Below are 21,566 nucleotides of genomic sequence, written 5' to 3'. Positions count from 1 at the left end.
ATGGGTAGTAGAGATGAAAAAGATAAAACGAAAGTAAGGAAGGAAAAGCTGGCAGGCTATTTCTTTAATTTATCTCAGTTGACGTTTACTGGAACTGGGGTTGGTGGTATTGCTCCAATTCTGCAAGGAGAGTTTGGAGTAAAAAATTATGTAGTAATTATATTTGGTATAGTAATGACCTTCATTTTTGCGGGCATTGCTAATCGAATTTTAAAATATTAAGTTATGGAAGTTTACAATGGACTATTGTTTTTCTTTGTGGTTGGAACAATCATAGGTGGAAGCTTTCTTGCCTGGACTTACACAAAGCCAGGTAAAAAGTGGCTTAAGGAATTGTAGAATTATGAGCTATTTGGCATTGTTTTTTTTAGTATGCTCGATTTTTAGTCTTGGTTTTATTGCTTGGACTTATACTAAGTCGGGTGAAAAGTGGCTTAAAGAATTGTAGAATCATGAGCTATTTAGCATTATTTTTTATGATAACTTCTATTGTTGTTATTGCTCTTATAGCTTGGAGTTATACAAAGCCTGGTAAGAAATGGCTTAAGGAGTTATAATCCGATGGAATATACGATTAATATCAAGGGGCGCTTGATGGATTTGAGTACCCCTCAGGTGATGGGCATCCTGAACGTTACGCCCGACAGTTTCTACTCTGGCAGTAGAAAACAGACAGAAATGGAGATAGCTCAGAGAGCTAATCAGATTATAGAAGAAGGTGGAAGCATCATTGATGTGGGCGCTTTCTCCATCCGTCCCGGTGCCGATGAAGTATCGGAAGAGGAGGAGGGAAGACGCCTGAAGTTCGCTCTCGACATCGTTCGCAGAGAGCAGCCGGATGCTGCCGTCTCCGTAGATACCTATCGCCCTACCTTGGCACGCAAGTGTATCGAGGAGTGGGGAGCTGACATCATCAACGATGTATCAGAAGGTGGAATTACAGGCATCGCCAATGTGCCGCTGGAGCAGAGACAGGAGGAATATCCTGAAATGTTCCGGGTGGTGGGCGAACTGAAGGTACCTTATATATTAATGTCGGTGCAGCCTACGCTCGAAACGATGATGAAGGGCTTTGCCAGAGAGGTGCAGCAGTTGCGCGATCTGGGAGCCAAGGATATTATTCTCGACCCAGGCTTCGGCTTCGGCAAGAATCTCATCCAGAATTATCAGATTTATAATGAGATGGAGAAGTTGAACGTGATGGAACTTCCGGTTCTGGTAGGCATCTCCCGCAAGAGTATGATATACAAGCTGCTGGGTGGAGATGCTACGACATCGCTCAATGGAACTTCCGTTCTCGACACCATCGCTCTGATGAAGGGCGCCAGTATCCTCAGAGTGCACGATGTAAAAGAAGCTGCTGAGGCTGTGAAGATAATAGAAGCAATGAAGGAGGGACGCACATGATAGAATTTGGAATCAAAGACTTTCTCGATATTCTCCTGGTAGCCTCGCTGCTGTTCTATGTTTATCGTCTGATGAAGGAATCGCGCTCACTGAACATCTTCGTGGGCATCATGCTCTTCGTTCTTATCTGGCTCTTTGTGAGTCAGATACTGGAAATGCGCCTGCTGGGTTCTATCCTGGATAAACTGGTGAGCGTGGGAGTCATCGCCCTCATCGTCATCTTCCAGGAGGATATCCGTAGATTCCTCTATGAGATAGGTTCGCAGAAAGGTATGCGCCGGCTGGTTCGCTTCTTCCACTCCAGCAAGGAAAGCCAGAAGGAGGCTAACAAGGAGACCATCATGCCGATTGTGATGGCGTGTATGAGTATGGCGAAGAAATACGTAGGTGCTCTTATCGTTATAGAGCGAGGCGTTCCACTGAAGGACATCATGGATACGGGTGAGGAGATAGACGCCAAGATTAACCAGCGGCTGATAGAGAATATTTTCTTCAAGAATTCGCCGCTTCATGATGGAGCCATGGTGGTGAGCAATAAGCGCATCATGGCAGCCGGATGTATTTTGCCTGTGAGTCATAACCTCGATATTCCGAAGGAACTGGGACTCCGCCATCGTGCCGCTCTCGGAATATCACAGAGCAGTGATGCCATCGCCGTCATCGTATCCGAGGAGACCGGACGAATCAGCGTGGCCATCAAGGGCGAGTTCAAACTCCGACTCTCTGCCGAGGAACTGGAAAGCATCCTTACTCTGGAAATGATATAAGTTAAGTGAAGAGTGAAGAACGAAGAGTGAAGAATTCATCACTTTTCCTGCTACGTAAACCTTTACGATATGAATAATCTCCCGATTTAGCTTTTTTTACACATTTTAATCGCTGCTATTTCAAAGAAAATGTGTACTTTTGCAAAGTCGATGTGGCAAAAAGGTGAAAAACAAGATAACAGCGCCTTACACTTTGACAGATCTACTTAGGAAACAACAAAATATATAAAATATTAAAAAGTAAAATGGATTTATTACAGCAAATCGTAGCTCGCGCTAAAGCTGACAAGCAGCGCATCGTGCTCCCTGAAGCAGAAGAGGAGCGTACATTGAAAGCAGCCGATAAAGTTTTGGCTGATGATCTCGCAGACATCATCCTCATCGGTAACCCTGCCAATATTAAGAATCTCGCTGCTCAGTGGGGTCTTAACAACATCGACAAGGCTACTATCGTTGATCCACAAAACAACCCTAAGACAGAGGAGTATGCTGAGAAGCTCGCCGAACTTCGTAAAAAGAAGGGCATGACTGTTGAGCAGGCTCGTGAACTCGTAACTAAGAACAACCTCTACCTCGGTTGTATGATTATCAAGACTGAGGGCGCTGACGGTCAGATTTCTGGTGCGTTGAGCACTACTGGCGATACTCTCCGTCCAGCTCTTCAGATCATCAAGTGCAGTCCAGGTATCACTTGCGTAAGTGGTGCTATGTTGCTCATCTCAGACCAGAAGCAGTATGGTCAGGATGGCATTGTAGTAATGGGTGACGTTGCTGTAACTCCAAACCCTACAGCAGACCAGCTTGCTCAGATTGCCTATACTACAGCTCATACAGCTCAGTCAGTGGCAGGTATTGCTGATCCACAGATAGCCATGTTGAGCTTCTCTACAAAGGGTAGCGCAAAGGATGCCATCAACAAGGAGACAGGCAAGAGCGTTTATATCATTGACAAGGTAAAGGATGCCGTAGCTATTGCTAAGGAGAAGTTCCCAGAGCTTCATCTCGACGGTGAGCTTCAGGCTGATGCAGCCCTCGTTCCTGAGGTAGCAGCCAAGAAGGCTCCAGGTTCTGACGTTGCTGGTAAGGCTAACGTTTTGGTAGTTCCTAACCTCGAGGTTGGTAACATCGGCTACAAGCTCGTTCAGCGCTTGGGTGGTGCCATCGCTATCGGTCCTATCCTCCAGGGTATTGCCCGTCCTGTTAACGATCTTTCTCGTGGTTGCTCTGTTGATGACATCTACTACATGGTAGCCATCACAGCTTGCCAGGCACAGGATGCAAAGAAGGCGTAAGTATATAGTTAATAGTTAACAGTTAACAGTTTATAGGGCTAAGCTGCTGTAAGATGGGTGGTTTATGCTATAGACTGTAAACTATAAATTTTAAATTGAAAGCAAAATGAAAGTATTGGTTCTGAACTGTGGTAGTTCATCTATCAAGTACAAATTATATAATATGGACGATGAGTCTGTATTGGCACAGGGTGGTGTAGAGCGTATCGGTCTTGATAACGCTTTCATCAAGGTGAAATTGCCTAACGGCGAGAAGAAGCAGATTATGCACGACATGCCTGACCACAAGGAAGGTGTGAACTTCGTGTTCAAGTGCTTGCTCGACCCGGAAATCGGCGCTATCAAGGATTTGAAAGAAATCGACGCTGTAGGACACCGTGTCGTACAGGGTGGTGACAAGTTCAAGGAGAGCGTTATCGTTGACAAGAGCGTAGAGGATGGTATCGAGGAACTTTGCGACCTCGCTCCTGTTCACAACGCAGGTCACCTGAAGGGTATCCGTGCCGTTGACTCTTTGATGCCTGGCACTCCTCAGGTTTGCGTATTCGACAACGCATTCCACAGCACAATGCCTGACTACGCTTACCTCTATGCAATTCCTTACGAGTTGTACGAGAAGTATCACGTACGCCGTTATGGTTTCCACGGAACATCTCACCGCTATGTTTCTAAGCGTGTTTGCGAGATTCTCGATCTCGACCAGAACAACTCTAAGATCATCACTTGCCACATCGGTAACGGTGGCTCTGTAGCTGCTGTATTGAATGGTAAGGTATTGGATACTTCAATGGGCTTGACTCCATTGGCTGGTCTGATGATGGGTTCACGTTGTGGTGACATCGATGCTTCTGCCGTTACCTACTTGATGGAGAAGTTGAACATGAAGCCACAGGAGATGGCTGACTTCCTGAACAAGAAGAGTGGTGTGCTCGGTATTACAGGTATTTCTTCTGATATGCGCGACATCGAGAACGCTGCCAACGAGGGTAACGAGAAGGCTCAGTTGGCTCTCCGCATGTATGAATATCGCATCAAGAAGTACATCGGTGCTTACACAGCAGCTATGGGTGGCGTTGACGCAATCGTATTTACTGCTGGTGTGGGTGAGAACCAGACCGACTTGCGCGAGGAAGCTTGCAAGAACCTGGAGTATCTTGGCATCAAGATTAACAAGGAAGTAAATGACAAGGTTCGTGGTGAGGAAGCTATCATCTCTACTGTCGACAGTAAGGTGAAGGTAGTGGTAGTTCCTACCGACGAGGAGATTGTTATCGCTCGCGATACAATGGAGTTGGTTGCTAACAAGTAATCATACGCTATATATAATAAGGTGAAGACTAGAAACATAAGTGAATGGTCTTCACCTTTTTAAATTTTTAGAATTATGAAAACAAAGATTGTAACTTTCGGAGAAATATTGCTTAGGATTTCTAAGCCTGGTTATCAACGTTTATTTCAGGGACATCATATGTTTGGCAATTATGGTGGCAGTGAGGCTAATGCAGCCATCTCTTTGGCTTATTTAGGCGATAATGTAGAGTATGTAACCCGTGTGCCATACGGTGAGATGGGTGAGGCGGCGTTGATGCATCTCAGAGAGTACGGTCTGAATGTTTCTCATGTTGTGCGTGGCGGTGAACGTCTCGGAACTTATTATTTCGAGGAAGCTGTGGCTATGCGCAATTCCCGTGTGGTTTACGACCGCAAGAATTCTTCTTTCTATACGCTGAAGCGCGGAATGGTGAAATGGGAAAAGGTGCTGGCTGATGCTGCCGTATTCCATTGCTCGGGCATCACCTGTGCTATCAGTCGTGATGCGATGGAGTCAACTATGGATGCCATCAAACTTGCAGTTTCTGACGGCTTGATCATAGCCTGCGATATCAATTACCGTAAGAATCTCTGGGGATATGGTCTGGAGCCTCATGATGTGCTATTCCAGATGATGCAGTATAGCGACATCATCTTTGGTGACCAGAATGAGTGGGAGGTAGCCAGCGGTGTGCCTCATATTCCTTTCGAGGCTTTGGATGCAGACTATGAGATTGACAAGGAGGCTTATCTGGAGTATTTCCGCAAGATGCATCAGCTCTTCCCTAAGTGTAAGAAGATGGTGATGGCGGTAAGAAATCAGATTGCCAGCAGTCATCATACCTTGAGCGGCTTGCTCTATGATGCTGTAGAAGATCAGCTCTATACTACAAGAATCTATGATATTGAGCCGATTGTTGACCCGATGGGTGTAGGTGATGCCTTTATTGCTGCCTATATTCATGCCCATCAGAAGTGGGGCGACAAGAACCAGTATTGCCTGGACTTCTCACTGTCAGCAAGCGCGATAAAGAATACGGTTCCGGGTGATCAGAATCTGGTTACAGAAGAAGAAATCATCAATAACATGACTTCTTCGGGAGGGCGCATACAGAGATAGTTAAGAGTTGATAGTTGATAGTTAATAGTTTATAGGGCAATCTTGCTTAAAGCGGTTCCTGCTATAAACTATCAACTATAAATTATATTTACGGTTGGCTTTCGCCTTCCACATATTCTTCCATAAACATGTGTTCGCCATCAAACACGGCATAGGTGAACTGCCATATCCAGTCGCCCAGAATCATCAGTCGGGTCTTTTTGCTCAACATCAGATCCAGTTCGATGTGGCGATGGCCGAACATGAAGTAATCTATATCCTTGTGACCTTGCATATATTGTTTGGCAAAGCGCACCAGAAACTCCTTCTTTTCGCCCATATAAGGCTCTTCCTTTCCGTCAGCACGTTTCAGTCGGCTATGCTTAGCCCAGTTCAAGCCCAAAGCCATTCCCCAGCGAGGATGAATCGTATTAAGGAGGCGTTGGCAGGTCTGGTTCTGGAACATTCTTTTCAGAAACTTGAATTTTTTGTCTGGGTCACCCAGTCCGTCTCCATGTGCCAGATAGAACACTTTATCGTATATCTCTACGGTTTGAGGCTTGTAATGTACGGTAATGCCACACTCTTCCTCCAGGTAGCCATAGGTCCAGAGGTCGTGGTTACCCGTAAAGAAATGTACTTCCACTCCCATATCGGTCAACTCCGAGAGCTTACCTAAGAAGCGTGTATAGCCTTTTGGTACGACATATTTATATTCGTTCCAGAAGTCAAACATGTCACCCAGGAGATAAACTGCCGCAGCCTTCGTCTTGATACTGTCCAGGAAACGGACCAGGCGGCGTTCTTGCATGCGGGCATGCGGAATGGCTAATGAGCCAAGGTGCGCATCTGAGAGGAAATATACATTTTTCATAAGCGATTCTTTTTAAATGAAGAGTGAAGAATGAGGAGTGAAGAGTTCAACAGCTTCGTCTTTATTCAAAGCCGAGTTCTACGCGAGCTTCCTCGCTCATCATACTCTGATCCCAAGCCGGTTCGAATACAAGGTTCACATTGGCAGATTTTACGCCTTCCACGCTGTCTACCTTGCTTCTTACATCCTCCAGGATGAAGTCGGCAGCAGGGCATGAAGGGGCTGTGAAGGTCATGTCGAGATCTACGGTGGCATCGTCCTTCACATCTATTTTATAAATCATACCGAGGTCCCAGATGTTGACAGGAATCTCTGGGTCGTAAACGGTCTTAAGCACATCTACGATCTTTTCTTCTATCTTTGTCTTTTCTTCTTGTGTCATAATAATCTTTGTTTTTGCCTACAAAGATAATAATTATTGCAGACAAAACAAAAAGAAAAGCTGTTTTTTTCTTGCCGAAGGTCTAATATACCCCAAATAGACTACAATTTACCTTTATCGTGATATGAATAAAAGGCACCATCGGTTATGATGACATGGTCCATAAAGAAGAGGCGCATGATTTCGCAGGCTTTGGCAATCTTCTGGGTAAGTACATCATCGGCTTTGCTTGGCTGAGGATTGTTGCTGGGATGATTGTGGCAGAGGGCTATAATGGTAGCGTTGTTGAGCACCGCTTCTTTTATGATGAGCCGGATGTCGGTTGCCGTTTCTGTAATGCCGCCTATTGAGATGCAGCTCGCTTTGATGAGCTTGAAGTTCTGGTTCATCATCAGGAGCCATGCTTCCTCTGTGTCTAAATCCTGCATCTTCGGAAGCATATAGTTGTAGATGGAAAGGGATGAGCCTAAGTCGGGACGTGTGCCAATCTTATCGAGAGCACGGCGCTTGCCCAGTTCGCAGGCTGCAAGAATGGTGATGGCTTTGGCGGGTCCCATTCCTTTATATTGTGTCAGTTCTCTGATGGTCTTCTTTCCTAGCTGGTTCAGGTTGTTGTCGCAATCCTTCAGAATGCGTTTCATCAGGTCTACGGCACTTTCGTCAGTAGATCCCGAACCAATCAGAATACCTAAGAGCTCGGCATTGGATAAAGCTGAGGCTCCCAAGCGCTCCAGTTTCTCGCGGGGCTTGTCTTCTTCTGCCCAATTGGCAATGGTTAGTTTCTCTGCCATAATAATAACTGATTAGTAGATTATTATTGGCTTCTCTTTTTGCGGGGAAGTCTTATTTGTAGAAAGTCTTGTTGTATGCGCTGAATTCGCTTTGTCCCAGTACGCATCTCTTCCACCATGCAGAAAGAAATCCACATCCGTAACCCATCAGCTGTGTGAAGGCAGCGCGAATGCTCAGCAAGCCTATCTTCACGCTGTGATTCTCTCTGCTGCTGTCGATAAACAGTGCGATGGTATAGAGAATGATGCCGGCGAGACCGATGCAGCCCAATGCTGCCATCGCATTGCCCAAGGTTGGGAATACGTGAACGGTGCCAAGCATGTATGGCAGGAAGCCGAAGAAGAGCAGAAGCAGCGTGCCTATTACACCCACGGTGAAAACCATAGGAAGGAGATGCACGAGTTTGAGACTCTCTGGATATTTCTTGTAGAGATTGATGCGGGCGATGCCACTGTTGTAAACCTGTCGCCAGAACTTGCGGAAGTCGGTGCGGCGCTTATGCCATACCCATGCTTCAGGGAACAGACGGCAACGGCAGCCTGCCTTGAAGATACGGATAGAGAAGTCTATGTCTTCACCGAAACGCATATTGGAAAAGCCATTCAACCTGAGATAAACATCCCTGCGGATGCCCATGTTGAATGAACGGGGATAGAACTTATCCATCTTCTTCTTTCCGCCACGGATACCACCGGTGGTAAAGAAAGAAGTCATGGAATAAGAAATGGCTTTCTGAGTATCTGTAAATGATGAGTGCGCCTTGTCGGGACCGCCGAAAGCATCGGCTGGCTCACGGCTCAACTCATCACTTACAGCCTTCAGATAACCTTCTGGTAAGACCACGTCGCTATCGAGTATCAGAAGATACTCACCTTTGGCGCGCTCGGCACCATAGTTGCGACTCTGGCCCGGACCAGAGTTCTCCTTATAGTAATAATGTATATCCATCATGTGCTCATATCGCTTGCACACATCCTCGCAGGGAGTCTGTGAGCCATCCTCTACGATGACAACCTCGAAGTCTTTCTCTGATTGATGAGTCAGACTCTCTAAAAGTTCGTCCACTTCGTCAGGACGATTAAATACAGGTACTATGATGGAATATTTCATTCTTCTTACTATTAAGGGTTAGTTTTACTCAATAAGAGCACAATCTTCCTGTTGGAGGATGTATTACTCGCTTACACGACCAAGGTAGCTACCGTCACGGGTATCGATCTGGATAGTCTCGCCTTCGTTGATGAACAAAGGAACACGAACCTCAGCACCAGTCTCCAATGTAGCAGGCTTTGTAGCGTTGGTAGCAGTATTACCCTTTACACCTGGCTCAGAGTGAGTAATCTTCAAAGTAGTCTTCACTGGCATTTCAGCCAAGAGGATAGTACCATCAGTTGTATCAGTAACCACCTCAACAACGTCACCCTCCTTCATGTACTGGCCACCAGTAACGTTCTCCTTAGCGATAGGCACCTGCTCGAAAGTCTCCTGGTTCATGAAGATGCAACCAGTAGCGTCCTCGTAGAGGTACTGGTAAGGGCGGCGCTCAACGCGAACATCCTCCAATTTGAAACCTACCTGGAATGTACGTTCCAATACACGACCGTCGGCAACATTCTTCAATTTTGTGTTCATTACGGTGTTACCTTTACCTGGCTTTCTGTGCTGAAAGTCGATGCAAACCCATACTTTGCCATCCATGCGGATGCAAGTACCAATCTTAATTTCCTGTGAATTAATCATTTCTTGTTTATCTTGAATGTTATTACAATAATCTCAAAATCGAGTGCAAAGTTACGGCAAAAACATGAAAAATCAAAGGAAATATCGAAAAAAACATAAATATTTAAGCTAAATTTGGTAGTTTTCTTGGTTATTTCAGAAAATATGCGTAATTTTGCAGCCCAAAAAGGGCGTGTTTTGCACTTTTGTGAAGAATATTAATTAAAAAATAAATAAGAAAAATGAAAAGAACATTTCAGCCTCACAATCGTCGTCGCGTAAACAAGCATGGTTTCCGTGAGCGTATGGCAACTAAGAATGGTCGTCGCGTATTGGCTTCTCGCCGTGCTCATGGCCGTAAGAAGTTAACTGTATCTGACGAGCACCACGGAAAGTAATTCCGAGGAAAGATTCGTCTGTTGACGATGACATTAAAAGCAGCAAGGATGTATTCTTTGCTGCTTTTTGTTGTTTATAACGCCCCTTCCTTTTCTGAGATTGCTCTTTTGGGAACAAAGATGTTTTGTTTTTATATCATAAAATTAGGTGGTGAGAGTGCAAAAACTTTCCTTTTTATTTTGTTCTTCCCCCAAATACTTGTATCTTTGCACCAAAAAATAATATATGACTTCATCAGAGTTTATAAATAAGTTTAAGAGTAAGTTCCTTTGGGGGAATATCGGTGCCATGATTCTGGTGCTGGTGTTGCTCTGTGCCGGTGTCAAGTACGGCATTGATATCTATACCCATCATGGTGAGGCCATCCGTGTGCCGGATATTCGATATAAGAATATCGATGATGCTACACATATCCTCGACGATGCGGGATTGGAAATTGTTGTAACGGATACGGGATATGTCCGCTCTTTGCCGCCTGATGTCATTCTGGAGCAGACTCCGGTTTTCGGAGAAGTGGTAAAGTCGGGACATGTAATCTATGTTACCATCAATTCTGATCATTCTCCACGTATCACCATTCCTGATGTCATTGACAACAGTTCGTTGCGAGAGGCAATGGCTAAACTTACTGCTATGGGATTCAAACTGGGTACACCTGAATATATTCCTGGTGAAGAGGATTGGGTTTATGGTATCCTCGTAAAGGGTAAGCATGTTGTGGCTGGTGATAAAGTTTCTATCGATGATGTGCTTGTCATACAGGTTGGCAATGGTAAACGGAGTGTTGATGATTCCATCGATGTGGTAGATCCGGTTTATCACGGCGAAGAAGATGTGATGGAAGGCGAAGGTGACATGAGCGGAGAAACTCATGAAGACAACTTCGAGGTGGTTCCTGGAACGGAAACCACAGAGCCTGCTCCTTCGCATGAACACCATCAGAAGGAAGTGGTGGAGTAGGAGAAATGAAAAGTGAAGAGTGAAGAATTCAATAGTAATACGAATGATATTTTTAGATTATATATATAATAAGGTATATGCTCCTGTAGAGGATGATTTCGGGTTTGATGATGCAGGAGATATGGACGAACTGGATGATGAACTCCGGATGGAGGAAGGAAACGCTGCTGCTGGTGAAGGAGGAGATGAACTCTATGAGCACTGGAAGGTGCAGGTGGATGCCAACCAGGATCCGGTCCGCATCGATAAATACCTGGCTGATAAGATGGCCTATCAGAGCCGTAACCGTATTCAGCAGGCTGCTGATGCCGGATTCATCCATGTCAATGGTAAACCGGTAAAGAGCAACTATAAGGTGCGCCCTAATGATCTGGTTACTCTGATGCTCGACCGTCCTCGTCATGAAACGAGTATCAAACCTGAAGAAATCGCTATCAATGTGGTTTATGAAGACGACCAGCTGATGTTGGTTAACAAGGAAGCCGGTATGGTGGTGCATCCAGGTGCGGGCAACTTTCATGGAACCTTGATTCAGGCCGTAGCCTGGCATTTAAGAGATATGCCAGAGTTTGATGCAAATGATCCGGAAGTGGGCTTGGTGCATCGCATCGATAAAGATACCAGCGGATTGCTCGTTGTGGCAAAGACTCCTACGGCAAAGACCGCACTGGGTAAGCAGTTCTTCAACAAGACTACCCATCGCAGTTACAATGCGCTCGTTTGGGGCAACATTGTAGAAGATGAAGGTCGCATAGAAGGCAATATCGGCCGTGATCCGAAGAACCGCCTCCGTATGAAGGTCTTCGATCCGGACAGCGGAATAGGCAAGACGGCAGTTACGCATTACAAGGTGTTGGAGCGTTTCGGTTATACCACCTTGGTGCAGTGTGTGCTTGAAACAGGCCGTACCCATCAGATTCGTGCTCACATGAAGCATATCGGTCATCCGCTCTTTATGGACGAAACGTATGGCGGAACAGAGATTCTGAGAGGTCAGCGCAGTAGCAGCTACAAGGCATTTATCCAGAACTGCTTCAAACTTTGTCCGCGTCAGGCTCTCCATGCCAAGACACTCGGCTTCGTGCATCCTACAACCAAGCAGCAGATGGATTTTGACAGTGAGTGGCCGGAAGATTTTAGACAATTAATAGAAAAGTGGCGCGGCTTCATCGCTGGCACCACACAAGATACATTCAAAAATATTTAGTAATTATGGAAAATAGCAAGAGAACGATAGCCATCGTATGTGGTGGTGATTCTTCTGAGCACGACGTATCATTGCGCTCAGGACAGGGTTTGTACTCTTTCTTTGATAAAGAGCGCTACAATATTTATCTCGTCGATGTGAAGGGTACCGACTGGCATGTCGCTTTGGATAATGGTGAGACTATCGAGATTGACAAGAACGATTTTTCTTTCGTTATGAACGGCAAGCATGTCTATTTCGATTATGCTTATATCACCATCCACGGACAGCCTGGTGAGAATGGTGTGATGCAGGGCTATTTCGACCTCATCCATCTGCCATACTCTACAAGCGGTGTTCTGGTAGAGGCAATGACTTTTGATAAGTATGTGCTCAATAATTATCTGCGCGGTTTCGGTATAAACGTAGCAGACAGTATCTTGCTCCGTCGCGGTGAAGCTTATGATGAAGAAGAGATTGCCAAGCGCATCGGTATGCCTTGTTTCGTAAAGCCTGCTGCTGACGGCAGTAGCTTTGGTGTGAGCAAGGTGAAGAATGCTGACCAGCTGGCTCCAGCCCTCCGTGTGGCTTTCATGGAGAGTAATGAGGTAATGATCGAGGGATTTCTTGATGGAACAGAGATTTCACAGGGTATCTACAAGACAGCCGAGAAGACCGTTGTGTTGCCGGCTACCGAAGTGGTGACCACCAACGAGTTCTTCGATTACGATGCCAAGTATAACGGTCAGGTACAGGAAATCACTCCAGCCCGTCTCTCTCCAGAGACTGCAGAAGAGGTAGCCAAGACCACATCACGCATCTACGACATTCTTCATGCCAACGGTATCATCCGTATCGACTATATCATCTCTAAGGATAAGGATGGTAAAGACAAGGTGAACATGCTGGAAATCAATACCACTCCAGGTATGACCGTTACCAGTTTCATTCCTCAGCAGGTTCGTGCAGCAGGTCTTGATATCAAGGATGTGCTCAGCGAAATCGTGGAGAATCAGTTCTAGAATAACAAACTCATATATGGTTCTGCGATTTTTTCGCAGAGCCATATATATATATTAATAGGTATGTATTATGAATATCCCTCAAGAATTTGATACCATCCGTCCTTGGGAGCCTGAAGATCTCCCAGAGGTATTCGACCGTTTGCTTTCAAACGATCAGTTTAAACAAGTGCTTGCCTATCTCTATCCACAAGTACCTTTCGAGATGATTGCCCAGAAGTTGAAGGCATGTAAGACCAATCTGGATTTCCAGTTGGCTTTTGCTTACGATTTTGTTCATGGCATTCTGAAGAAGGCAGCAACAGGCTGCGAGATGGATTGCACATCGCTCGATAATACCCGTAATTATACTTTCATCAGCAATCACCGTGATATCGTGCTCGATTCAGCCATTCTCGATGTCCTTCTTATCGATAACGGGTTTAAGACCACCTGTGAGATTGCCATCGGTGATAATCTCCTTTCTCTTCCTTGGGTCAAGGACCTGGTACGTGTCAACAAGGCGTTTATCGTAGAGCGTGCCCTGAGCATGCGACAGATGCTGATGTCGAGCAAGCGCCTCTCTGACTATATGCATTTTGCCATCAAGGAGAAGAACGAGAACATCTGGATAGCCCAGCGCGAGGGTAGAGCCAAGGACAGTAATGACCGCACCCAGAAGAGTATTCTGCAGATGATGTCGATGGGCGGTGAGGGCAGCATTATCGACCGCCTGAAACAGCTTCATCTTGTACCGCTCTCTATCAGTTACGAATATGATCCATGCGATTTCCTGAAGGCAAAGGAGTTCCAGCAGAAGCGCGATAATGCCGACTGGAAGAAGGGACCAATGGATGACCTGGTAAGCATGCAGACCGGTATCTTCGGTTATAAGGGTCATGTGCATTATCATGCAGCTCCATGTCTTGATGATTATCTGGACAGTCTTGATCCTGATATGCCTAAGCAGGATATATATAATAAGGTAGCCGCCTATATGGATGAGCAGATATTCAAGAACTACCGCCTCTATCCGGGCAACTATGTGGCTCTTGATTTGCTTGAAAACTCAACTGCTCATCAGGCTGAATATACTGCCGAAGATAAGGCAAAATTTGAAAAATATATGGCTGGTCAGCTTGCGAAAATAGACCTTCCAAACAAGGATGAAGCTTACTTGAGAGAGAGAATTCTCGAGATGTATGCCAATCCTGTACGTAATTACCTTGCTGCTCAATAGCGGCAAGGTAATACTTTTTCTGTTTGATGATGTTGGAAACTGTTATTATCTGCCTGTTTTAATCAGACTCCTAATTGGTAATTCATAAGCTGTTTACGACAGACAGTTAACAGGCAAACCACAGACAGCCTACTGGCGCTATAGCCGCTAGTGGACTGTTCGCCTAAAACAGCCATCCCCAATGCCTTTGTTTCGTTTTTATACAAGGCTTACGAAGAAATACTCTTCACTCTTCACCTTTCGCTCGGAATCCCCTGTGTTTATCGGCATTCCGAGAGGTGAAGAGTATTCGGATACTCTTCACCTACTCTTCACCTCTCTTCACCTTTTTGCTTCGGCGGATTTGCGTTTCTTCTTATGCCTCGATGCCTCGTGCCTAGGTGAAGAGTGGTGAAGAGTGGGTGAAGAGTCGCTGATAACTCTTCACCCCTTGAAACGCCCTGTTTATGGGCGTTTCAGGGCGTAAGGTGAAGAGTGAAGAGCTTTTGGCTGTAAATTCCTGCATTTATCAGCATTTATTTCTGTTCTTGTTTTTCTGCAATGCATTCCATTTCTATCAGCCAGCCGGGGCGGCATACTTTTGCCTCCACGATGATGCGGGGGATTTGTGGATAAAACTGCTGCATCAGTCTGTCAACCGTATGATAGTCGGAGATGTCGCGCAGATAGATGATGAAGTATTGGATATCATTCATCGTGGCATCGCCATCTTTCAGCAGGGCGCCGATGTTCTCAAGCAGTCTGCCGGTCTGGCGCACGATGTCTCCTTCATAGACCACATCTCCATGCTTGTCGATACTGGCTGTACCGGAGATGAAGTATTGTTGCTTGAACTGCTGGCTTCCTTCTGGATGGAGAGTATGGGTAGGTAGCGTAAGCCGGGTTCCTCGTTCGAAGGCTACTCCATATTCATGGGCAGGATTCAGATGTTCGAGTGCCTGAAGATACTTCTTGTCCTCTTCCTTGATATGGGGGATGGTGAGGAAGTCGATGGCTACAGCTGCATGGCGTACCGGAGTGGCGCCACCGATACCTGTGCTGGCGATGTAGTGGGTGTCGGCTGTCAATCCCTCTTTATCGAAGATGTCATTACGGGCTTCTACTACGCTTTGATAGTTTACATCGATGTTGGTGACGTATATCCAGGTGCGAATCAGGTTGCGTTCCATTGTCATATCCGTACCTTCGATAGTCTTCAGGTATTTATTGAAGAGAAGACGGGTCTGTTCGTACGAATCCTTTCCCTTAGCCTCCTCCTCTGTAAGGCGAAGACTGTGGAAGAGAATGGAAGTCTGGGAGTCCGTTGTCTTGATCAGCAGACTCACCTTGCTGCCATTCAGTGGAGTCTGTTCCACGATAGTGAGGTTTGCGCCTTTCAGAAACTCCTGATAAAGGAGAGATTCTTCGAACTCTCTTATCTGGTTCTGGGCGTCGCTGAGGAATACCTTACAATATTGCAAGGTACGGTTTTCCAGTTTCTCTGTATCGAGAAAGTTACCTAGTTTTAGATACAGAAAGTTAAGGCGATCATTGAATGAACCCTTAGCTTCTGGTGAAAGTATTATGTATTTGTCCATCTTGTTTTTCTTTTTTTTCGGCAGCAAAGGTACGGATAATATCTGAGATATAAGAATATAGACAGGATGAAAAGATAAAAATACCGAGATATGGGGAGAGGAACAGGCTGGATAGAACGGAAACGAGGGAAATAAAGGCTTGTTTTCCTTTACTTCCCCCTATCTTTTTCTTATTTCCTACTTTAGAGTGATTCGAGCATACGCTTGATGACAACCTCGGCTGAAATCTCACGGTTTGCTGCCTCTGGAATCACCAGACTGTTCTTGCTTTCAATGACATCATCGGTTACAATCAAGCCACGGCGAACTGGCAGACAGTGCATGAAGCAACCATCGTTGGTCCAGCTCATGTGCTCCTCGTCGATGGTCCAGCTCATATCCTTGCTCAGGATTTCGCCATACTGTGCTGGGTCTTTCACGCCCGGACAGCTCCAGTTCTTGGCGTAAACGAAGTCTGCACCTTCCAGCGCCTTCTTCTGGTCGTACTCCACCTTGGCGTTGCCTACGAACTTAGGATCGAGTTCGTAGCCTTCTGGGTGAGTAACCACGAAATCTACATCGGCTGCGTTCATCCACTGGGCGAATGAGTTTGGCACAGCCTGAGGCAGGGCACGGCAATGAGGAGCCCAAGTCAGAACTACCTTAGGACGAGCCACCTTCTTATGCTCCTCGATGGTGATGAGGTCGGCAAATGCCTGGAGAGGGTGAACGGTAGCTGTCTCCATAGCGAAGACTGGGCGGCCGCTGTACTTTACGAACTGGTTGACGATGGTCTCGGCATAATCGTAGTCACGGTCTTTCAGACCGGCAAAGCTACGCACACCGATAAGGTCGCAGAAGCTACCCATCACTGGGATAGCCTCCAGCAGGTGCTCGCTCTTGTCGCCATCCATGATAACGCCACGCTCTGTCTCCAGTTTCCATGCACCGGCATTCACATCGAGTACGATAACATTCATGCCCAGGTTCATCGCAGCCTTCTGTGTACTCAAACGGGTACGGAGACTGTTATTGAAGAATATCATCAGCAAGGTTTTGTTCTTGCCCAACTCCTGATAACCGAAACGGTTTGCTTTTACTTCCTGTGCCTCGGCGAGCGCTGCTTTCAGGTCGTCAAGGTCTTCAACATTAAAGAATGTCTTCATTGTTATTTCGTTTTTTGTTTGTTATTTCTGATATAAAGCTATTGAATTCTTCACTCTTCACTTTTCGTTCTTCACTTCCTTGTTTGTCCATTTCCTGTAATCAACCACTTGTAGGTGGTAATCTCTTCGAGTGCCATTGGTCCGCGGGCTCCGAGCTTCTGGGTACTGATGCCAATCTCTGCGCCCAATCCGAACTGTGCGCCATCGGTAAAGCTGGTAGGAGCGTTTACATAAACGCAGGCTGCATCTACCATTGCCTGGAACTTCTTCTGGGCAGTTTCATTGTTGGAAACGATGCTCTCGCTGTGCCCACTGCCGTAGGTAGCGATGTGTTCGAGTGCCTCATCTTCTGAAACAACGGTTTTGATGCCCATCTGCATGCTGAGCCATTCGGTGTTCCAGATGCTCTTCACGTTAGTATCTGTTTCCTTCATCTTCGCTTCGCTTTCCTCTGCCTTATATAATAAGGTGTCAGGATAGTGACCCTTTAAAGCTTCGTAAGCCTTAGCATCAGCATGAATCTTGGTTTGCTTCTCGGCGAGTCCTTCACAGAGGACAGGGAGGTCGCTTAATCTGCTTTCGTGAATCAGCAGACAGTCGAGCGCATTGCATACGCTCACTCTTCGGCATTTTGCATTGGTGATGATGCGCTTGCCCATCTCCAGGTCGCCATCCTTGTCGAAGTAACAATGTACCACACCGGCTCCGGTTTCGATAACCGGAACTTTGGCTGTATCTCGAACGAAGTTGATAAGCTTCTTTCCTCCACGAGGAATGCAGAGGTCAATATAGCCCACGGCATTCAGCATTTCGCCGGTAGCCTCATGGGTAGCAGGGAGCAGTGTAACAACATTCGGATCAATACCAAAAGTTATCAACACCCTGTGGATAAGTTCGACACCCGCTGAGTTTGAGGCGTTTGCATCCTTTCCACCTTTCAGTACGCACGCATTTCCGCTCTTGAAACAGAGTGAGAAAACATCGTAGGTTACGTTAGGACGAGCCTCGTAAATCATGCCGATAACTCCGAATGGAACGGCAACTCGCTGCAGATGCAAACCATTTTCGAGTGTTTTGTCTTTGAGAACTCTTCCGAGCGGTGAGGGCAGGGTACTGACGTGTCGCATATCCGAAGCAATATCCTGGAGTCGCTGCTCTGTGAGTTGCAATCGGTCGTAGAGCGGGTTCGCCTTGTCCATCTTCGCCAAGTCTTCTGCATTCGCTTTGAGAAGCGCAGGAGTTTCTGCGATGATGGTATCTGCCACCGCCTGCAGGATTTCATTACGTTGTTCATCAGTTAGCAAACCAAGTGTTTTGCTAGCTGCCTTCACTTTTTGGAAAGTCTCTTTCTGTTCCATTCGCTATTTCCTTTCTTATTTTTATGATAAGATATTTTGTAATGTGTTACGAGTTCCCTCTTAACAACGGCAAAGGTAAGCATAAATATCGGAAATTGCAAACTTTATGCAAGAAAAAGTAATGATTTTATAGATAAATGGATAGTTATACGGAAAATGAGATTTAAAAAGGTCAGGCAGCGCCTGACCTTTTTGGTGTAGCAAAGAAAATTCAGCAGACAGTGTCTGCTGTTTTTTCTTGTATGCTCGGCATGAGCTTATTCTAATGGGTGCAAGTCCCTAATGAGCCCTAATAGCGGGAATCGTATAGCCAATAGCAAGGGTGTCCACCGCGAGGTGGAATCTGAAAGAAGCTGGCGGCAAACATCTGACCTAACGTACAGAAACTTCATACAAGGCATATGACCATGGATGAGATTGCAAGACAAATCAAAGTCCCATAGCTATTCGGAAAGGTTGGTGTAAATGAAGTGGGTATAATATGGAAAGAATAAGCCCTTATCCGAGGAGGTCTCACGGACGCATGGGTGAAGATGAATCATTCGATGTACCATGACGGAGTAAAGCTTGCCGTGAGAAGTCAGCAGAGGTCATAGTACCCAAGGCACGTGTGCTTATAGGGAAGGACTGAATCGTGCAGTGCAATAGTAATTGAATGTTACCTTGTGAGACTCCTCGTCAGATGTCCGAAAGGAACTCTCTATCCAAGACGATAGGACGGAATCCGACAATAGGATAGAAGTGACGCTACTCATAGGGATAACTGAAATCAACTTGCCACACATCGCAAGATGAGAAAGCACGAAACCGCCGTATGCGGAACCGCACGTACGGTGGTGTGGGAGGTCGGTAAATGTGAAAATAGGAGGCAAATGCCTTTTATGATTAGCATTTACCTCCTACCCGATTTTGAATTCTTCAGACACGTGTCTGAAGAATTGTTAACTCTTTGAATTTCAGGTAGAACTTCTTAAAAGATACGATTTTATATCGAAAAAGCAATCTTTCTCTTCACTTTTTTCGATAAAAAGTTGCAGATAATAATTGTATTTCCAAAAGAAAGTAGTATCTCTGTATCAGAGTTTGTAGTTGTACAACTATAGTGTATAAGGTTGTACAACTATAAGGTGTGTTATTGTACAACTATAAGGTGTTGTCACTATAGTCAGCAGATGTGCTGACTGCAGTCGGCAGACCTGCTGACTAGGCTCAGCAGAGCTGCTGAGCCTAGTGGCAAACTCCGAGAAGCAGTATTCTCTTACCCAAGAAATTGTCTCCGCTAACTCAAGAAACTATCTCCGTTAACCCGAGATTCAGTGTCCGTAAGCTTAAACAATCATATTCTCTTACTTAAGCAACCATATTCTCTGGCTAGTTTAAGCACTAATTTCCTGTTGCCTAGTTTCATACGCCATTACATTTTTTATGTTACAACTTTTTTGTAATGGCAAAGATACGGCTTTTTCTGAATAGAACAAATAAAAAGCCCAGAAAGTATATACTGGGCTAAGAAATGATATAAACTTCTCTATGTTTGTCTGATATTCCCTTGGCGATTTTATATCTTATTTGTCAGGATGCGCCATGAGGTACAACTCCTTTTGTCGCTCTATCTCTCTTCTGAGGTCTTCCTCGTTTGGCAGGTAGAGCTTGTATTTGGCAGCAAACATCTGGTCGTTCTTGGCAAGGGTGGAGTATCTGGCAACATCAGAGTCAGTTTCGGTGCAGAGGATGATACCTATAGTTGGGTTGTCGTCTGGACCTTTCTTCATCTTGTCATACATTTGTAGGTACATGTCCATTTGACCGACATCCTGATAGGTGATGCGGTTGACCTTTAAATCTACAAGGATAAAACTCTTGATAAGATAATTATAGAATACCAAGTCGATATAGTAGTCATTCTCCTCGGTTCGGATATGTTGCTGGCGAGCCACAAGCGCATATCCCTTTCCCATTTCCATCAAGAATTTCTCTAGGTTGTTGATGACGGCAGTCTCTAATTTTGATTCAGCGAGGGATGTGTCTTCCGGCAATCCAAGAAATTCCAAGACAACTGGTGATTTGATGTATTCGAGTTTGTCTTGCTGATAAGCCTTTGTCTTGTCTTGCATCTCGTCAACGACAGGTTGCTTCTTCTTTGACATAAGAAGACGTTCATAATATAGGGTGTTGATATTGCGGTTCAAGGTTCTGAAACTCCAACCTTGCTCGAATGCCTCCTTTGCATACCATTCACGAGCCTTCTTGTCTTCTACTCGTATAAGACGCTCGTAATGAGACCAAGGAAGAAGGCGTAACTCGGATTGGGCAGGCTGTGTCTGACCTTTTTGGGGTAGCAAAGAAGATTCATCAGACAGTGTCTGATGTTTTTGCTTTTTGAATTCCTCAGACACTGTCTGAGGAATTGCTAACTCTTTGAATTTCAGGTAGAACTTCTTGAAATTCATGATGTTTGTCTCCGAGAATCCTTTTCCGAATTCCTCTGTAAGAGCAGCCGAAGCGACTTCTATTACATGCTTTCCGTATTCAGCACGTGATGCTCCGTTCTGTTCCTGTTCCACATACGTTGTCCAATTCTCCAGTTTCTTTCCACCAGAGAATAATTGACGCCAGCAAATGCTTTGCTGCGAGCCTTGCTGACGATGGAGCGCAAGTCGTTGACGAGCATGTTGTCTTCATCGTTATATTTCTTTTCGGGTTCTTTCATGATGCTACTGATTTTAGCTGTTCAAAGTGCAAAGATACGATTTTATATCGAAAAAGCAATCTTTCTCTTCACTTTTTTCGATAAAAGTTTGGAGGTTTCGAAAATATTTCATAAATTTGCGGTGTCATATCCAAGCTGGAAGCCCTAAGGGTGGAAGCTAAGGGATTGATACATATACATAAAGGCGTACTGAACGCTTTGTGTTTGACGTGTTGGAACTTCGCAACTTCAAACTATTAGTCAAAAACAAAGCAGCGGGGACGCCCCAGGGGGTGTATTATATATATCCTAATTGTCGCTATGTACTAAAGTGCATGGCGCAAGATGGTGTACTATATATTCACTTT

General features: G+C 45.4%; 21 protein-coding genes. 11 read left to right on the top strand and 10 right to left on the bottom strand.

What is annotated here, in order from left to right; all coding sequences use genetic code 11:
- The 6 genes from ONT08_RS04555 (at window position 1) to ONT08_RS04530 (ending at window position 5,897) form a co-directional block, all read left to right on the top strand.
- Complete coding sequence (locus ONT08_RS04555; RefSeq protein ID WP_089544490.1) at window positions 1-222, top strand: hypothetical protein; 222 nt, start codon at window positions 1-3, stop codon at window positions 220-222.
- 339 nt (window positions 223-561) lie between these two features.
- Entirely contained in the window at window positions 562-1,407 is an 846-nt protein-coding gene (gene folP / locus ONT08_RS04550) for a dihydropteroate synthase (RefSeq protein WP_264959344.1), read from the top strand.
- The gene (gene cdaA, locus ONT08_RS04545; RefSeq protein WP_006847577.1) at window positions 1,404-2,174 is read left to right on the top strand and encodes a diadenylate cyclase CdaA; all 771 of its coding nucleotides are present in this window, start codon (window positions 1,404-1,406) and stop codon (window positions 2,172-2,174) included. The genes folP and cdaA overlap by 4 nt, the downstream gene beginning before the upstream one ends.
- A 245-nt stretch (window positions 2,175-2,419) precedes the next feature.
- Window positions 2,420-3,466 carry a phosphate acetyltransferase gene (pta, locus tag ONT08_RS04540; protein ID WP_119236025.1) on the top strand — a complete coding sequence of 349 codons (1,047 nt, stop codon included), beginning with the start codon at window positions 2,420-2,422 and terminating at the stop codon, window positions 3,464-3,466.
- A gap of 106 nt (window positions 3,467-3,572) precedes the next feature.
- Window positions 3,573-4,775 carry an acetate kinase gene (locus ONT08_RS04535; protein ID WP_264959343.1) on the top strand — a complete coding sequence of 401 codons (1,203 nt, stop codon included), beginning with the start codon at window positions 3,573-3,575 and terminating at the stop codon, window positions 4,773-4,775.
- A 75-nt stretch (window positions 4,776-4,850) separates the two neighbouring features.
- Complete coding sequence (locus tag ONT08_RS04530; protein WP_118415894.1) at window positions 4,851-5,897, top strand: sugar kinase; 1,047 nt, start codon at window positions 4,851-4,853, stop codon at window positions 5,895-5,897.
- An 88-nt stretch (window positions 5,898-5,985) separates the two neighbouring features.
- Here ONT08_RS04530 and ONT08_RS04525 read toward each other — a convergent pair whose 3' ends face one another.
- From ONT08_RS04525 to efp, 5 genes are all read right to left on the bottom strand, one after another.
- Window positions 5,986-6,750, bottom strand: coding sequence for a UDP-2,3-diacylglucosamine diphosphatase (locus ONT08_RS04525; protein WP_118154634.1), 765 nt, complete (start codon window positions 6,748-6,750; stop codon window positions 5,986-5,988).
- Between the two features lie 61 nt (window positions 6,751-6,811).
- Entirely contained in the window at window positions 6,812-7,132 is a 321-nt protein-coding gene (locus ONT08_RS04520) for a metal-sulfur cluster assembly factor (protein WP_006847572.1), read from the bottom strand.
- A gap of 101 nt (window positions 7,133-7,233) precedes the next feature.
- A complete protein-coding gene (radC, locus tag ONT08_RS04515) occupies window positions 7,234-7,923 on the bottom strand; it encodes a RadC family protein (RefSeq protein WP_264959342.1) in 690 nt (229 codons plus the stop codon).
- Between the two features lie 52 nt (window positions 7,924-7,975).
- Complete coding sequence (locus tag ONT08_RS04510) at window positions 7,976-9,034, bottom strand: glycosyltransferase (protein WP_144154457.1); 1,059 nt, start codon at window positions 9,032-9,034, stop codon at window positions 7,976-7,978.
- Between the two features lie 63 nt (window positions 9,035-9,097).
- A complete protein-coding gene (gene efp, locus ONT08_RS04505; RefSeq protein ID WP_006847569.1) occupies window positions 9,098-9,664 on the bottom strand; it encodes an elongation factor P in 567 nt (188 codons plus the stop codon).
- Between the two features lie 221 nt (window positions 9,665-9,885).
- On the opposite strand from efp, the gene rpmH reads away from it, so the two are divergent.
- The 5 genes from rpmH to ONT08_RS04480 all read left to right on the top strand — a co-directional run bounded on the left by rpmH (window position 9,886) and on the right by ONT08_RS04480 (window position 14,429).
- Entirely contained in the window at window positions 9,886-10,041 is a 156-nt protein-coding gene (gene rpmH / locus ONT08_RS04500) for a 50S ribosomal protein L34 (protein WP_004351099.1), read from the top strand.
- 226 nt (window positions 10,042-10,267) lie between these two features.
- A complete protein-coding gene (locus ONT08_RS04495) occupies window positions 10,268-11,002 on the top strand; it encodes a PASTA domain-containing protein (protein ID WP_117587521.1) in 735 nt (244 codons plus the stop codon).
- A 148-nt stretch (window positions 11,003-11,150) separates the two neighbouring features.
- The gene (locus ONT08_RS04490; protein WP_264959567.1) at window positions 11,151-12,209 is read left to right on the top strand and encodes an RluA family pseudouridine synthase; all 1,059 of its coding nucleotides are present in this window, start codon (window positions 11,151-11,153) and stop codon (window positions 12,207-12,209) included.
- A gap of 5 nt (window positions 12,210-12,214) precedes the next feature.
- Window positions 12,215-13,210: a D-alanine--D-alanine ligase gene (locus ONT08_RS04485; protein ID WP_006847565.1), complete on the top strand. Its 996-nt coding sequence runs from the start codon at window positions 12,215-12,217 to the stop codon at window positions 13,208-13,210.
- A gap of 70 nt (window positions 13,211-13,280) precedes the next feature.
- Window positions 13,281-14,429 (top strand): 1-acyl-sn-glycerol-3-phosphate acyltransferase, encoded by a 1,149-nt coding sequence (locus tag ONT08_RS04480; RefSeq protein WP_117694657.1) that lies wholly within the window; start codon window positions 13,281-13,283, stop codon window positions 14,427-14,429.
- A gap of 515 nt (window positions 14,430-14,944) precedes the next feature.
- Here ONT08_RS04480 and ONT08_RS04475 read toward each other — a convergent pair.
- From ONT08_RS04475 to ONT08_RS04455, 5 genes are all read right to left on the bottom strand, one after another.
- Window positions 14,945-16,006 (bottom strand): Rid family hydrolase, encoded by a 1,062-nt coding sequence (locus tag ONT08_RS04475; protein ID WP_117587520.1) that lies wholly within the window; start codon window positions 16,004-16,006, stop codon window positions 14,945-14,947.
- A gap of 182 nt (window positions 16,007-16,188) precedes the next feature.
- Window positions 16,189-17,151, bottom strand: coding sequence for an acetylornithine carbamoyltransferase (locus ONT08_RS04470; RefSeq protein WP_264959339.1), 963 nt, complete (start codon window positions 17,149-17,151; stop codon window positions 16,189-16,191).
- Window positions 17,152-17,222: 71 nt separating this feature from the next.
- On the bottom strand, window positions 17,223-18,509 hold the full coding sequence (locus ONT08_RS04465) for a glutamate-5-semialdehyde dehydrogenase (protein WP_264959338.1): 1,287 nt from the start codon (window positions 18,507-18,509) through the stop codon (window positions 17,223-17,225).
- 1,565 nt (window positions 18,510-20,074) lie between these two features.
- Window positions 20,075-21,073, bottom strand: a complete 999-nt coding sequence (locus ONT08_RS04460; RefSeq protein ID WP_264959337.1) for a PDDEXK nuclease domain-containing protein — start codon at window positions 21,071-21,073, stop codon at window positions 20,075-20,077.
- Entirely contained in the window at window positions 21,022-21,219 is a 198-nt protein-coding gene (locus ONT08_RS04455; protein ID WP_118086097.1) for a hypothetical protein, read from the bottom strand. Before ONT08_RS04455 ends, ONT08_RS04460 begins: the two co-directional genes overlap by 52 nt.
- Between the last annotated feature and the right edge of the window lie 347 nt (window positions 21,220-21,566).

Source organism: Segatella copri (assembly GCF_026015465.1).
In the GTDB taxonomy this organism is placed as follows: Bacteria; Bacteroidota; Bacteroidia; order Bacteroidales; family Bacteroidaceae; genus Prevotella; species Prevotella copri_E.
This window is presented reverse-complemented; position numbering and strand designations above follow the sequence as displayed.

What these genes read in the sequence shown, in the direction of transcription:
- ONT08_RS04555 (WP_089544490.1), top strand. Translation starts at nt 1, where the DNA reads ATGGGTAGTAGAGATGAAAAAGATAAAACGAAAGTAAGGAAGGAAAAG.
- folP (WP_264959344.1), top strand. Translation starts at nt 562, where the DNA reads ATGGAATATACGATTAATATCAAGGGGCGCTTGATGGATTTGAGTACC.
- cdaA (WP_006847577.1), top strand. Translation starts at nt 1,404, where the DNA reads ATGATAGAATTTGGAATCAAAGACTTTCTCGATATTCTCCTGGTAGCC.
- pta (WP_119236025.1), top strand. Translation starts at nt 2,420, where the DNA reads ATGGATTTATTACAGCAAATCGTAGCTCGCGCTAAAGCTGACAAGCAG.
- ONT08_RS04535 (WP_264959343.1), top strand. Translation starts at nt 3,573, where the DNA reads ATGAAAGTATTGGTTCTGAACTGTGGTAGTTCATCTATCAAGTACAAA.
- ONT08_RS04530 (WP_118415894.1), top strand. Translation starts at nt 4,851, where the DNA reads ATGAAAACAAAGATTGTAACTTTCGGAGAAATATTGCTTAGGATTTCT.
- ONT08_RS04525 (WP_118154634.1), bottom strand. Translation starts at nt 6,750, where the DNA reads ATGAAAAATGTATATTTCCTCTCAGATGCGCACCTTGGCTCATTAGCC.
- ONT08_RS04520 (WP_006847572.1), bottom strand. Translation starts at nt 7,132, where the DNA reads ATGACACAAGAAGAAAAGACAAAGATAGAAGAAAAGATCGTAGATGTG.
- radC (WP_264959342.1), bottom strand. Translation starts at nt 7,923, where the DNA reads ATGGCAGAGAAACTAACCATTGCCAATTGGGCAGAAGAAGACAAGCCC.
- ONT08_RS04510 (WP_144154457.1), bottom strand. Translation starts at nt 9,034, where the DNA reads ATGAAATATTCCATCATAGTACCTGTATTTAATCGTCCTGACGAAGTG.
- efp (WP_006847569.1), bottom strand. Translation starts at nt 9,664, where the DNA reads ATGATTAATTCACAGGAAATTAAGATTGGTACTTGCATCCGCATGGAT.
- rpmH (WP_004351099.1), top strand. Translation starts at nt 9,886, where the DNA reads ATGAAAAGAACATTTCAGCCTCACAATCGTCGTCGCGTAAACAAGCAT.
- ONT08_RS04495 (WP_117587521.1), top strand. Translation starts at nt 10,268, where the DNA reads ATGACTTCATCAGAGTTTATAAATAAGTTTAAGAGTAAGTTCCTTTGG.
- ONT08_RS04490 (WP_264959567.1), top strand. Translation starts at nt 11,151, where the DNA reads ATGGAGGAAGGAAACGCTGCTGCTGGTGAAGGAGGAGATGAACTCTAT.
- ONT08_RS04485 (WP_006847565.1), top strand. Translation starts at nt 12,215, where the DNA reads ATGGAAAATAGCAAGAGAACGATAGCCATCGTATGTGGTGGTGATTCT.
- ONT08_RS04480 (WP_117694657.1), top strand. Translation starts at nt 13,281, where the DNA reads ATGAATATCCCTCAAGAATTTGATACCATCCGTCCTTGGGAGCCTGAA.
- ONT08_RS04475 (WP_117587520.1), bottom strand. Translation starts at nt 16,006, where the DNA reads ATGGACAAATACATAATACTTTCACCAGAAGCTAAGGGTTCATTCAAT.
- ONT08_RS04470 (WP_264959339.1), bottom strand. Translation starts at nt 17,151, where the DNA reads ATGAAGACATTCTTTAATGTTGAAGACCTTGACGACCTGAAAGCAGCG.
- ONT08_RS04465 (WP_264959338.1), bottom strand. Translation starts at nt 18,509, where the DNA reads ATGGAACAGAAAGAGACTTTCCAAAAAGTGAAGGCAGCTAGCAAAACA.
- ONT08_RS04455 (WP_118086097.1), bottom strand. Translation starts at nt 21,219, where the DNA reads ATGAAAGAACCCGAAAAGAAATATAACGATGAAGACAACATGCTCGTC.